Annotated in this window: 8 protein-coding genes; 2 read left to right on the forward strand and 6 right to left on the reverse strand. The window is 72.8% G+C overall.

From position 1 onward, the window contains the following. Window positions 1-78 precede the first annotated feature (78 nt). On the reverse strand, window positions 79-780 hold the full coding sequence (locus tag IE274_RS40405; protein WP_372447001.1) for a hypothetical protein: 702 nt from the start codon (window positions 778-780) through the stop codon (window positions 79-81). Between the two features lie 462 nt (window positions 781-1,242). Here IE274_RS40405 and IE274_RS25995 point away from each other — a divergent pair, with 462 nt between their 5' ends. Beyond that, complete coding sequence (locus tag IE274_RS25995; RefSeq protein ID WP_190118307.1) at window positions 1,243-3,498, forward strand: MMPL family transporter; 2,256 nt, start codon at window positions 1,243-1,245, stop codon at window positions 3,496-3,498. 168 nt (window positions 3,499-3,666) lie between these two features. Here IE274_RS25995 and IE274_RS26000 read toward each other — a convergent pair whose 3' ends face one another. After that, window positions 3,667-5,208, reverse strand: coding sequence for an amidohydrolase family protein (locus IE274_RS26000; RefSeq protein WP_190118308.1), 1,542 nt, complete (start codon window positions 5,206-5,208; stop codon window positions 3,667-3,669). 156 nt (window positions 5,209-5,364) lie between these two features. Here IE274_RS26000 and IE274_RS26005 point away from each other — a divergent pair, with 156 nt between their 5' ends. Continuing rightward, window positions 5,365-6,375, forward strand: a complete 1,011-nt coding sequence (locus IE274_RS26005) for a Ppx/GppA family phosphatase (RefSeq protein WP_190118309.1) — start codon at window positions 5,365-5,367, stop codon at window positions 6,373-6,375. A 135-nt stretch (window positions 6,376-6,510) separates the two neighbouring features. Here the strand turns inward: IE274_RS26005 and IE274_RS26010 are convergent, their stop codons facing one another. From IE274_RS26010 to IE274_RS26025, 4 genes are all read right to left on the reverse strand, one after another. Continuing rightward, entirely contained in the window at window positions 6,511-7,716 is a 1,206-nt protein-coding gene (locus IE274_RS26010) for a Rieske 2Fe-2S domain-containing protein (protein ID WP_190118310.1), read from the reverse strand. Window positions 7,717-7,803: 87 nt separating this feature from the next. Next, on the reverse strand, window positions 7,804-10,578 hold the full coding sequence (gene redH, locus IE274_RS26015; RefSeq protein WP_229909810.1) for an undecylprodigiosin ligase RedH: 2,775 nt from the start codon (window positions 10,576-10,578) through the stop codon (window positions 7,804-7,806). Next, window positions 10,575-11,720 (reverse strand): SAM-dependent methyltransferase, encoded by a 1,146-nt coding sequence (locus IE274_RS26020; RefSeq protein ID WP_190118311.1) that lies wholly within the window; start codon window positions 11,718-11,720, stop codon window positions 10,575-10,577. The genes redH and IE274_RS26020 overlap by 4 nt, the downstream gene beginning before the upstream one ends. Next, window positions 11,708-12,592, reverse strand: a complete 885-nt coding sequence (locus tag IE274_RS26025) for a thioesterase II family protein (RefSeq protein ID WP_190118312.1) — start codon at window positions 12,590-12,592, stop codon at window positions 11,708-11,710. The genes IE274_RS26020 and IE274_RS26025 overlap by 13 nt, the downstream gene beginning before the upstream one ends. Between the last annotated feature and the right edge of the window lie 11 nt (window positions 12,593-12,603).

Here is a 12,603-nt window from a genome sequence, read left to right on the forward strand (position 1 = left end):
CCACGGGCGCCGCACGAGCGCGTACGTGACGGGGCTCTGCGACACCCGCGGGCCGCGGCGTCGCGCGCGGGCCGGGGCTCAACCAGCTCCGCCCCGGGGGGACTTGCGGGGCTTGCGGGGCGACGGCTTGCGGCGGGCGAGCTCGTCGTTCGACGCCACGAACTCGATGCCCGTCGTGGGCAGCCCGCTCCCTGTGTGGGGCAGGCCGATGAGGGAGTGCACGACATCGTCGAGACCGGCGCTGTGCACGGTGAGCCTCGTGGCCTCGATCGCCGCGTCGTCCAGGGCGTCCAGGACGGCGCGGAGTGCGGGCACGGTGCCGTCGCTCGGCAGGTGCAGGGCGAGCGCCTCATGGTCAGGGTCGGCGCGGCCGAAGAGGGCGATGGCTGATTCCAGTTCCCGCACGCTGGCGAATTGCAGCCGGATGAAACCGCCGGGCGGGCCGGCGTCGATGAAGGGGGGCGCCGACGCCACGGATGCCGGTGCGTGCCGCGGTGCGTCCCGGTGCTGCTCCCGCTCGGCGCGGGGGTGGTCGTCGCGGGGCGGTGTCACCACGAACTCGGGGTCGAGGCCGTGCAGTTGTACGACGACCGAGCCGGGCGCGAGGTCGCGGGTGACCTCGCCCATGGCGTCGGACAGCGCGTTGAGCAGGGTGAGCCGGGCCGCTGTCGCCAGCGGTGCGGTGAGTCGTTGGGCCAGGGCTCGGGCGTCGTCTCCGCACGCGTCTGCGGCGACTGCGAGCTCATGCCGGAAATCGTCGACGTATGGCGTGAGGTCCATGGCGCCATGATGGCACATGTGTAGCGCCATGTGAGCGCCATCCGATTCCCCCTGTGGCGGCTGGCTGAATCTCGGCTACGGCAACCCCTCCGGGTCTGGGTGTGGTGATGGCGCGGGCGAGCGGGTGGCGACCTGATGGTTCGCTGCTCCCGGGCGTCCGAAGGGGTGCGTTCGTGACGCCGTCCCGCGCTCCAGTGGGCCCGAACGGGCACTCGAAAGGCCCTTGCTCGCCGTCGATTCCCCGCCGGGAGTGGTGTCGATGCGGGATGGCGGCGCGCTGGCGCCGAATGTGTGCCATGGTGGCTTGCTGTGGCTCCATTATGGTGCCATCGTAGTGCTATGGGCATCACGTGGTACGTCGACGAGCTCCGGCTCGCGTCCCACGGCGACGCGCATCGGGACCGCCGCCGCGGTTCTCGCACTGTCCCCTGTTCCTGACTACCCGACGGGAGTCCCTTCGCCGTGGCTACCATCCTGTACAAACTCGGCCGCTTCGCCTTCCGGCGACGCGGCCTGATGGCACTGCTCTGGGTGCTGATCTTCGGCGGGGTGGGCTACGCTGCCTCGTCCGCGCCGACGCCCCCCGTCGACACGTTCTCGATGCCGGGCACGGAGTCGCAGAAGGCGTACGACCTCCTTGAGGACAAGTTCCCGGACGCGAGCGCCGACGGCGCCACGGCCCGTGTGGTCCTGCGGGTGCCCGGCGGCGGGGACATCACCGCCGCGGGCGAGAAGGCCAAGGTCAAAAAGGTCATCGCCGAGCTGCGCGAGGCGCCCCAGGTGGCGAGCGTCGGCGACCCCTACGCGGGCAACGCGGCCGTCAGCAAGGACAAGTCCACCGTCTATGTGTCCGCCACCTACAAGGTCGTCCAGACCAAGGTGAACGACAAGGCGCACGACGCCCTGGACAAGATGCTGGAGAACGCCCGCAAGAGCGGACTCAAGGCCGAGGCGGGCGGTGACGCCGTCAAGGTCGAGCAGTCCATGGGCGGTTCCGCCGAAGGGATCGGCATCGCCGTCTCCGCGATCGTCCTCATCCTCACCTTCGGCTCGATGATCGCCGCCGGCATGTCGCTGCTCACCGCGCTCGTCGGTGTCGGCGTCGGTATCGCCGGCATCACCGCGCTCGGCTCCACCCTCGGCTTGTCGTCCACGACCACGACCCTGGCCATGATGATCGGCCTCGCGGTCGGCATCGACTATGCCCTGTTCATCGTTTCCCGCTATCGATCGGAGATCACCGAGGGCCGCGAACGCCCGGACGCGGCCGGGCGGGCCGTGGGCACCGCGGGCACGGCCGTCGTCTTCGCCGGACTCACCGTCATCATCGCCCTGGTGGGCCTGGCCGTCGTCAACATCCCGATGCTCACGAAGATGGGCATGGCCGCCGCGGGCACCGTCGCGATCGCCGTCCTCATCGCCGTGACGCTCGTCCCCGCGCTCCTCGGCTTCGCGCCCGTCAAGGTGCTCGCCCGCAAGGACCGCGCCCAGTACAAGGGCAAGCCACTGTCGGAGAAGAAGCAGCGCAAGGCGGAGGAGCGGGCCAGCAAGCGGCAGCAGCCGAACCTCGGTGCCCGCTGGGCGCGCTTCATCCTGCGCCACCCGGTCGCCGTCCTCCTGCTGGCCGTCGTGGGCCTCGGCGCGGTCGCCGTACCGGCCGCCAGCATGAAGCTCGGTCTGCCCGGCGAGGGCACGATGGCGACGGACACCACCCAGCGCAAGGCCTACGACATGATGTCGGACTCCTTCGGCAAGGGCTTCAACGGGCCGCTGATGGTCACCATCGAGGGCAAGAACGTCAAGGCCCAGGCCGAGACCGTGCGCAAGCGGATGGAGAAGGAGCCCGGCGTCGAGTCGGTCGGTCCTGCCTCGCCCAACAAGGCCAACGACACGGCCATCGTGAACGTCGTGCCCAAGACGGGACCGGCCGAGGACGAGACCAAGGACCTGGTCAAATCCCTGCGAGGAGTGGCAAGGGACATCGAGGCCGACCACGGTCCCGAGATCCTGCTCACCGGCCAGACGGCCATGTTCATCGACTTCTCCAAGACCCTCGACGACGCGCTCCTGCCCTATCTGGGCACGGTCGTCGGCCTGGCCTTCCTCCTGTTGATGCTGGTCTTCCGCTCGATCCTGGTGCCGCTGAAGGCGGCGCTCGGATTCCTGCTCTCGGTGTCCGCCGCGTTCGGCGCGGTGGTGGCGGTCTTCCAGTGGGGGTGGCTCGCGGACGTCTTCGGCGTCGATCAGCCCAGCCCGATCATGAGCACGATGCCGGTCTTCATGATCGGTGTGGTCTTCGGCCTCGCGATGGACTACGAGGTGTTCCTGGTGACGCGGATGCGCGAGGCGTACGTCCACGGCGTCGAGCCGCGCGAGTCGGTGGTCACCGGCTTCCACTACGGCGGGCGTGTGGTCACCGCGGCCGCGCTGATCATGATCAGTGTCTTCTCCGGCTTCATCATGGAGGAGAACGACCTGATCAAGATGATCGGCTTCGGTCTCGCTGTCGCCGTCCTCTTCGACGCCTTCATCGTCCGCATGACCATCGTGCCCGCGCTGTTCGCGCTGCTCGGCAAGTCGGCGTGGTGGCTGCCGAAGTGGCTCGACCGGCTGCTTCCGAACATGGACGTCGAGGGCGAGAAGCTGTCCCGGCGGCTCGCCGCGCAGCAGCAGGTGCCGCCGCAGGTGCGCCAGCCCGAGCCGCAGTACCGGGGCTGACGCCCGGCCCGGCCCGGGGCGGGCGCGGAGTGCCAGGAGCGGCACCCCGCCGGACCTGAGGCGGGGAACCTGTCCCGAGGCGGGTCGACACGGTCGCACAGGCCGCTGTCGGCCCGCCTTCGCCCTGACCGGACGGCGCGTGCACCTCCCGGCGGCGGGTCCGGACCCTCAGCGCCGCACCGCCCGCCCCGGCAGCGCCCCCGCCACCACCTCCCCGTCCGCCACCACCGGCGTCCCGCCGACCAGCACATGGGCGAACCCCACCGACGGCCGGACGCTGTCGGCGTACGTGGCCCGGTCGCCGACCGTCGCCAGGTCGAAGACGACGAGGTCGGCGTCGCACCCCACCTGGACCCGCCCCTTGTGGCGCAGCGCGGGCACACCGGACTCCAGCACGCGCGCGGGCCCCAGGGTGGCGCGGCCGACCGCGTCGAGGAGGTCGAGGGCGCCGAGTTCGCGGACGTACCGGCGCAGCATCCGGGAGAACGTGCCCGCGGTGCGCGGGTGGGTGACCGCGGCGCCCGGCGGCAGCGGCCACGCCAGGGGGTCCGGCGCCGGGCCGGTCCACGTCAGCGGCATCGCGTCCGAGCCGACGACCGTCGTCGGGTGCAGCAGGGCCCGGTCGATGAACGACCGGTCGTGGGCGTCGGTCTCGTCGAGGAAGTGCAGCACGGCGAGGGCGCCCGGGTCGGCGGCGCGCAGCTCGCGCAGCCGGGCGGTGTCGCGGACCCGCTCGCCCGTCGTCGCGAGGACGATGTCCGTGACGTCGAGCCCGGCGGCGGGCAACAGGTCCGGTTCGAGGAACGCGGCACCGACGGCGGTCATGCCCGCGCCGTACGGATAGGCCTCGGTGGAGACCCGGCCGCCCTCGGCCCTGGTCCGGTCCATGAGGGCGAGGACCCGCTCGGTGTGCCGCCGCGACGTCGACGTCACATGGCAGTAGTGCGCGTGCACGCCGGTCTCGCCCGCCGCCCGCGCGATCTCCTCGGCGCCGTCGACGGGGGTGTCCGCGACCTGCTCGACGAGGCTCCGGGCGTGGGTGAAGGTCGGCTGGGCGGTGCGGGCGGCGAGGCGGGCGACGGCCAGGTACTCCTCGGGCCGGATCCGGGGGGCGTAGCCGACGATCAGGCCGATGCCGAGGGCGCCGTCGGCGAGGTCGCGGCGCAACAGTTCGAGCAGCGCGTCCTCCTGGAGCCGGGTGGCCTCGCGCTGCCAGGCGCCGTTGCCCAGGTGGTCCAGGGCGGCCGCGGCGCCGCCGCCGTGCGGGAGCCCGCCGACGGCGGCCATCCGGGCCTGCGCCCAGGAGGCGGAGAAGCCGTAGTTGAGGGGTCGGCCCTCGGCGGCGGCCTGCCGGTAGGCCTCGTCGACGGGGGAGAGGCCGAGTTCGAGTTCCAGGGCCGTCGTCACGCCGTCGAGGGCCTGGAGGCGGTGCCCGGCGACAGTGTGGGAGTGGCTGTGCAGATCGATGAAGCCGGGGGCGACGACGAGGCCCGTCACGTCCAGCGTCCGGCGCGCGGCCAGCCGCCACGGCGGCTGGGGGGACGCCGCGGGCGCCGGGGCGGCCGGGGCCGTCGGCGCGACTGCCGAGATCGTCCCGGCCGTCACGGCCACGTCGGCGATCGCGTCGAGACCGGTCTCGGGATCGAGGACCCGGCCCCCGCGCAGGACCAGGTCGTGGAGGTGTCCGGGCGGTGCGGCGGCAGCAGTCATAGGGCCACGCTAGAAAGGAGCGGTTGGATCAGGGAGCGAAATGACCTTTCCGCGAGCGCTGGTTGGCGGAAAGATGGCGTTCGGAAGAAGTGTGAGGAAACGGAGGGTGTCGGAACCGTGGGGCGTGTGGGGACGAGGGGTGGGTACTGAGGGCTCATGCGAGTGAGCGTGCTGGATGTCGGATCGCGCACGGTGCGCCTCGTGGTGGCGGATGCCGCGGGCGGGGCGCCGCTGCCCGTGCACACGGCGAAGTGGAAGCTGCGGCTCGGCGAGCGGGTGGCGCCCGGCGGGCCGCTGGACGAGGACGCCGTCCGGCACCTCGTGCGCGCCGTCGACGAGGCCGCGGTGACGGCCGAACGGTGGGGCGCCGAGGAGCCGTTGGCCTTCGCGACCGCCGTGGTGCGGGACGCGCCGAACCGCCTCGACGTGCTGCGCGCCGTGCGGGCGAGCACCGGCGTCGGGCTGTGCACGCTGCCCGGTGAGCTGGAGGCCGAGCTGACGTTCCTCGGCGCGCGCCGCTGGCTGGGCTGGCAGGCGGGGCCGCTCGTCCTGTTCGACATCGGCGGCGGCTCGCTGGAGGTGGCGTTCGGGCGTGGGCGGCTGCCGGACTTCGCGGCGTCGCTGCCGCTCGGCGCGAACCGGCTCACGCACGAGTTCCTGCACGGCGAGGACCCGCCGACCCCGCAGGCCCTCAAGGCGCTGCGGCGCCGCGTGCGCCATCAGCTCCGGGACGTGGCGGCGCGGGTCCGCTGGGAGGGGCCGCGCACGGCCGTCGCCACCTCGCGGACGTTCCAGCAGCTGGCGCGGCTCACCGGTGAAGTGCCGGGACGGCACGGCCTGTTCGTGCCCCGGCGGCTCGACCGGTCCGCGCTGCGCTGGGCCAAGGACCGGCTCGCGCTGCTGCCCGCGGCCGAGCGCGCCCGGCTGCCGGGGATCTCGGCGCCCCGGGCGGCCCAGAGCCTGGCCGGGGCGGTCGTCGGGCACACGGCCATGAAGCTCATGGGCATCACGTCGGCCGACATCTGCCCCTGGGCGGTCCGCGAGGGCATCCTGCTGCGCCACATCGAGGAGGGCGCCCAGTGGTGGGCGGGCGTGACCCGGAACCTCACGGACGCCGAGGGCCGCGGGCGGTCGGGGACGGTGTCGCTGCGGGTCGCCTCGTCCTGACCCCGGCCGTGGTCCTGACCTCGGCCATGGCCCTGACCCCGGCCACGGTCCTGACCCCGGCCACGGTCCGGCGCGTGGCCACGGTCCGGCGCGCGGCGCACGTTCCGGCGATCGGCGCCGGAACGCGCGCCGGGGTCAGGTCGTGGTCCTGCTGAGCCCGCCCGCGCGGGCGCCTTTCCGCGCCCGCTTGCCGCCATTGCCATTCCCATTGCCCTTGCCAGTGCCGTTGGTGGTGGCCGTCCCGGGCACCGCCAAGGGCTCGTCGGCGCCCGGCACCGGCTCCGGTGCACGGTCCGCGTCCCGGGCCTCGGCCTCCGCGCGCGCCTCCGCCTTCAACCGGTCCCGCAGCTGCAGGAACTTGGCGTTCATCTCGTCGACAGCGATGAACTTGTTCACCCCGCGCTCGCTGACCTTGGGTTCCTGGCGCGCCATGATGTCGTTGTCCTGCTGGTCCTGGACGTACTGCTCCATCATCAGCGACAGCCGCAGGATCAGCGGCCGCAGCGGCTTGAACGGCACCATCCACTTGAGCAGCGGGTACTCGTAGAGGCGCATGATGGCCTGGGTGTGGTGCTCGTCGATGGGCACGAGCCAGGTCGTGACCTCCAGCAGGCCCTGGCGGACGTGGGTCATGCAGGGGGCCTGGTAGATGAGGTTGAAGTGCCAGCTGTTGTCGGGGTTGCCCTCCTCGCACTGGTCGAAGGTGGAGCGGATGGTCGTGCCGTCCACATCGACGCGATGGTCCACGATCTTGTTGGCGGCGATGTAGCGCTCGCGCCCGTCCGCCCACAGCTTGTTCCAACTGCCGTACATGAACGTGTAGTCGATGATGTTCGCCCAGTGATCCCGGTGCACGAACGTCACGTGGTAGAACTCGAGCAGGCTCTCGATGTAGCGCGTGTAGTGGACCGGGCGGCTGAAGGTGATGGTCTCGTACGGCCGCGGGTGCTCGGCGAGTTCGTGGGGCAGCTCGATCTTCGGCAGCTGCGCGCGCTTGTCGCCCCACCACAGCCACACCAGGCCGTGCTCCTCGCGCACCTCGTACGTCTCGATCCGCAGCGACGCCGGAATGCGGCCCTCGGAGCCGAGCGCGGGCACCAGTCGGCAGGAGCCCTCGGTGCCGAACCGGAAGCCGTGGTACGGGCAGGCGATGGAGTTGCCGACGAGCCGGCCGTCGGCGAGGTTCGCGCCCTTGTGGGGGCAGCGCGCGGACTGGCAGACCAGTTTGCCGCGCAGGTCGCGCCAGAGCACCAGCTCCTCGCCCAGGCGGCGCACGCCGGTCGGCGCGTCACGTTTGATGTCCTGCGTCCGCAGGATCGGATACCACTGGTTCGGAATCATGGGGAACTCCCGTTTCCTCTCGTGTTCCTCTCGTGCCTCGCGATGTCCTGCCGTGCCGTGCCCCGCGCCGCCGTCGGCTCTCGGCCCTCAGCCCTCGACGACCTCGACGACCCCCGTGTCGCCGTCGACCATGACCATGTCGCCGGTGTTGATCACCTGCGTGGCGTACTTGGTGTTGACCACCGAGGGCACGTTGAACTCCCGCGACACGATGGAGCTGTGCGAGAGCATCGAGCCGATGTCGGTGACCACTCCGCCCGCGATGGCGAACAGCGGCGTCCAGGACGCGTCGGTGTGCCGGGTCACGAGGATCTCGCCCGCCTGGAACTCGTCGGCCTGCCACACCAGGTCCTCGACGATGCGGGCCCGGCCGACGATCCGGCCGGGGCTGGAGCCGAGCCCGTCCAGGCGCGCCCCGTCCTTCACGGGCCGTACCGCGCGGGTGCCGTCGTGCTCGCCGACGAAGGTGAGCGGCGGCTCCGGCAGCCGGTTGTGGTACTCGTGCAGGCGCCGCCGCTCCTCGATCGCGGCCCGCGGGAACGCCTCGCGCGCGGGCAGCGCACCGGCCAGATAGCGGCGCACGTCCGCGAAGTCGAGGTAGGCGACCTCGTCCAGGGAGTGCAGCACGCCCTCCTCGACGAGCCGCCGCCCCACCTCGTACACGATGTTCCTGACCAGCCAGATCGACGTGATCATCGACATGCGGGTGGCCTCGCGCAGCTCGCTGCACAGGGCGTACATCGAGATGACGCCCTCGATGGTGGTGCGGCGCGGCAGCGGCAGCTCCTTGAGGACCGCCCGGACGTCGCCCTCCTGGCGGGCGCGGCTGCGGCCCATGATGTCGTCGGCGGTGAAGCCGTCGGCGGCGTAGCGGCGGATCATCTGGAAGACGTAGGACGGGTCGTCGATCCAGCGCTGGTGGGTGAGCTCCATCTCCTGGCGGCCGCGGGTGCCGTTGGCGCGCAGGAACGGCTCCAGCTCCGCCTGCCAGAACGCCTCGCCGTCGGGGTCGGCGCGCAGCCGGTCCGCGACCTCGTCGAGGGGCGCCGCCTCGATGATCTCCATGACCCGGGGCCTGGCCTTCGCGGCCTGCGCGACGCTCCAGATCTCCTGCGCCGACGCCACGGTGCGCAGGCTCGACATGTCCGTCTTGATGCGGTTCTGCAGGTTGTCGCCGGCGGCGCCGAGCCACTTCGCGCACAGCTCGGTGAGGATGCCGTAGAACCCGAACGCGTTGATGTAGTACGGCATGTAGCCGACGTGCGCGTCGTGGAAGTAGTCGAGGTAGCGGCCGAGTTCGGCGTGCAGCTCGCGGCGGCTCATGCGGGTGAGGTCCAGGCGCCGGGCGCGGTCGAACTCGTAGAGGCGGGCCGCGGCCATGTCGCGGGCGCGGCCCTTCATCACCACCATCTCGTTGGCCGTGGCGCGCAGCCAGTGCGTCGTCGAGAGCAGGTCCTCCAGGCCGCCGGGGAACGTCCCGAAGGGGTTCTTGTACGTGGCCAGGTCCACCTCCTCGCTGACGAAGCGGCGGGTGAAGTGCCGCTGGTCACGGGTGGGCAGGGCCTGGCCGAGCAGATAGGCGGTGTAGGAGATGTTCAGGTAGACGTGGCCCTGGAAGAAGCCCATGTGCAGGTCGACGTCGCCGGTGTCGCGCACACCGAGGGCCGCCGCGCAGTCGCCGTGGACGTGGTCCTGGTAGTGGCGGGCGAAGCTCAGGCCGAGCGGGGACATCAGGCCGACGAAGATCTCGCCGATGTCCATCCGCGACCACAGGGTGCCGTGCCGCACGGCGTCCGGCTGCTTCGCCAACAGGCCCGGCAGATAAGGGCTGTGGGCGCCGTCGGAGGCCTCGGGCCGGGGCCGGGTGGTGATGGGCCGGGCCTGGAGCAGGTACAGCGTGCCGTCGCGCAGGGCCCACTCGATGTCCTGCTCCACGCCGCAGCCGTCCCGGATCTCCAGGGCGAGCCGGGCGAGCGCCGCGAGCTGGTCCCGGGTCAGGCAGGGGGCGTCCCGGTCGGCGGCGTCGACCTTCGTCAGGCCGATGCGGCCGGGCGCGAGCGGCGCGCACTTGGTGACCTTGTACCGCACGCGTTCCTCGACGACGTCGAGCGTCCGGTCGTCCACCACGAAGAAGTCGCTGGACACCCTGCCCGACACCAGGCCCTCGCCGAGCCCGCAACAGGCCTCCACCACAAGCCGGTTGGGCCTGCCGCCGACCGGATCGACGGTGAAGAGCACCCCGCTGACGTCGGCGGGCACCATCTCCTGCACGACGACCGCGATGGAGCCAGCCGGGCCGCCGCCCGCCCGGTAGGCCGCGGCCCGGTCCGACCACAGCGAGGCCCAGCAGACCTTGACCGCGTCGAGCAGCGCCGCGTCGCCCGACACGTCGAGGACCGTGTCGTGCTGGCCCGCGAAGGACCGCTCGGCGGAGTCCTCGCGCGGCGCGGACGAGCGCACCGCGACCCGGGGGCGGCCCAGCTCCTCGTAGGCCGTGAGGATCGTGCGGGCGACCGGCTCCGGGACGTCCCGGGCGAGGATCGACTCGCGGACGGTGAGGGCGGGTTCGCCGCGGGCCTCGGCGCCGCGGATCTCGGCGGCGAGGCCGCTCTCGCGCAGGAAGACGTCGAAGAGCCCGGTGGTCAGGCAGAACGCGGGCGGTACCGGGAGCCCCGCCGCGGTCAGCTCGTCGAGGCGGGCCGCCTTGCCGCCGAGTTCGTCGGGGGTGGCGGGGTGGGGGCGGCCGAGGACGGCCACGAGGTCGGCGTGCGGGGCGGGGGTGCGGGCGGGGTCGGTGTCGGTGCCGGGGTCGGTGCGGGCCTCGATGGTGGGGGCGGATTCGGTGGTCGCCTTCGTCGTCATGACGCGGCCTCCTCGGCGGTGGTGGGGGAGCCGGAGCGGGCCGGGGCGGGGACGGCGGACCCGGTCACGGGGTTGGTGCCGACGAACGAGCGGAACGCCTGGCCGGGCAGCAGCCGCGTCGCCCGTACGCCGTCGAAGCCCGCCGCGCGCAACTGGTCGAGGAGCTCGTCGGCCAGCGGCAGCGGCCCGCCGAAACCGGCGTACTCGAACCACAGGTTGAGCACGTCGAGCCCCAGCGTGCCGCTGCCCCGGCACGAGGAGGTGAGCAGCAGGGTGCCGCCGGGGGCGAGGAACGAGCGGGCGCGCGCGAGGACTTCGGCGCGCTCCTCCTCGGGGAAGTAGTAGATGTTGTTGTGCAGCGTCACCACGTCGAACTGCGGTTGCAGGTCCAGCGTGCGCAGGTCGCCCGCGCGGGTCTCGACGCGGTCGGCGAGGCCCCAGTGCGCCATGTTCTTCGCGGCCTGCCCGGCGACCTCCGCCTGCAGGTCGACGGCGAGCGCCGTGAGGCGCGGGTTGAGTCCGGCGGCGTACCGCACGTACGCGCCGCTGCCGCAGCCGACCTCCAGGAGCCGCACCGGCGTGGTGCGCGGCAGCGTCCGGCTGATGGCCTCCTCCACGAAGCCGCGTACGACCAGCGTGGAGCGGGCGATGACCAGGCCGTCCTGGTCGGACAGCTCGAAGCGGCTGCCGTCCTTGAGCATGCGCGGGGCGTCGCGCAGCGCGGGCACATGGAAACGGAGCAGCTCTTCGAGGGCGCCCGCGACGGCGTCGTTGCCGACCTGCGCGAGCGCCTTGGCGGTGCGGCTGCGCAGGCGGTAGCAGCCCTCGCGCCGGTCCAGTTCGCCCAGTTGGACACCGATGTCCAGCCAGGCGCGCAGCCGCTGCCGGTCGTCGGGCCCGCTCTCCAGGTGCTCGGCGAGGCTCTCCAGGTCGCAGGGGCGCGCCGCCAGGCACCCGAGGACGCCGGAGCCCGCCGCGGCGGCGAGGAACGACGCGCGATAGAGCGGCGTGAACAGCGTCCGGTTGAGGACGAGAAGCAGCGGCAGGCGGGGGTCGGCGACGATGCGTGCCATCGCGGCGAGTTCCGTGAACGGTTCCTGGGCCCGGTCCTTGACGGCCCTGGCCAGCCTCAGTAGGTCCATGAGGGTTCCCTCTCCTCGGCGGTACGGGTGAGTTCGGCGCGCAGCTCACGAAGGAGCGGAAGCCGTGCGGGTCCGTTCAGATAGAAGTGGCCGCCCGGCACCCGGTGGTGCAGGAGCGAGGCGCTGGTGTACGTCCGCCACGCCTCGACGTGGTCCGGGGGCGCCACCGGGTCGGGGACGGCGGAGAACGCCGTCATCGGGCAGTCGAGCGGTCGGCGCGGCCGCCAGCGGTAGCGGGCGCAGAGCGTGAGGTCGGCGCGCAGGACCGGCAGCCTGCGCTCCAGGTAGGAGCCGCCCACCCGGTCGTCGGGGTCGAGGGCGCCCAGGTCGTGCACGAGTCGGCGCAGGTCGTCGTCGCCGAGCGCCTGGTCGGCCGGGCCGCCGTACAGGTGCGGGGCCCGGCTGCCGGATACGAACAGGTGCCCGGGGCCCGGCCGCCCGCGCTCCCGGAGCGCGCAGGCGACCTCGTAGGCCAGGAGCGCGCCCATGCTGTGCCCGAACAGGGCGTAGTCGTCGACGTGTCCGGCCGCCACGAGCGCGTCGGTCACGTCGCGGGCCAGCGGTTCCATGGCGGTGTACGGCTCCTCCGCGAGCCGCAGCCCGCGCCCCGGGAGCAGCACCGGCACGACCGTGACGCCGGGGCCGAGCAGGTCCGGCCAGTCGCGGTACACGGACGGGGTGCCGCCCGCGTAGCCGAAGCAGATCAGGCGGGGGCGGGGGGCGGGCGCGCCCGGCGCGGGCCCGGCCCCGGGGAGGGCGGCGGTCCCCGGCGGGGACCCGGCCGCGGGCCCGGCGGCCCCCGGCGCGGGCTCGAAGCCGGGGCCCGCGAACCAGGAGCCGACCGGCGCCTGCGGCCGTTCGGTGACGTGCACGGCGGATGTCC

This window comes from Streptomyces flavofungini (genome assembly GCF_014650815.1).
Taxonomy (GTDB): Bacteria; Actinomycetota; Actinomycetes; order Streptomycetales; family Streptomycetaceae; genus Streptomyces; species Streptomyces flavofungini.

Excerpts from the sequence above, each read along its gene's own strand:
- IE274_RS40405 (WP_372447001.1), bottom strand. The coding sequence starts at position 780 with ATGGACCTCACGCCATACGTCGACGATTTCCGGCATGAGCTCGCAGTC.
- IE274_RS26000 (WP_190118308.1), bottom strand. The coding sequence starts at position 5,208 with ATGACTGCTGCCGCCGCACCGCCCGGACACCTCCACGACCTGGTCCTG.
- IE274_RS26005 (WP_190118309.1), top strand. The coding sequence starts at position 5,365 with ATGCGAGTGAGCGTGCTGGATGTCGGATCGCGCACGGTGCGCCTCGTG.
- IE274_RS26010 (WP_190118310.1), bottom strand. The coding sequence starts at position 7,716 with ATGATTCCGAACCAGTGGTATCCGATCCTGCGGACGCAGGACATCAAA.
- redH (WP_229909810.1), bottom strand. The coding sequence starts at position 10,578 with ATGACGACGAAGGCGACCACCGAATCCGCCCCCACCATCGAGGCCCGC.
- IE274_RS26020 (WP_190118311.1), bottom strand. The coding sequence starts at position 11,720 with ATGGACCTACTGAGGCTGGCCAGGGCCGTCAAGGACCGGGCCCAGGAA.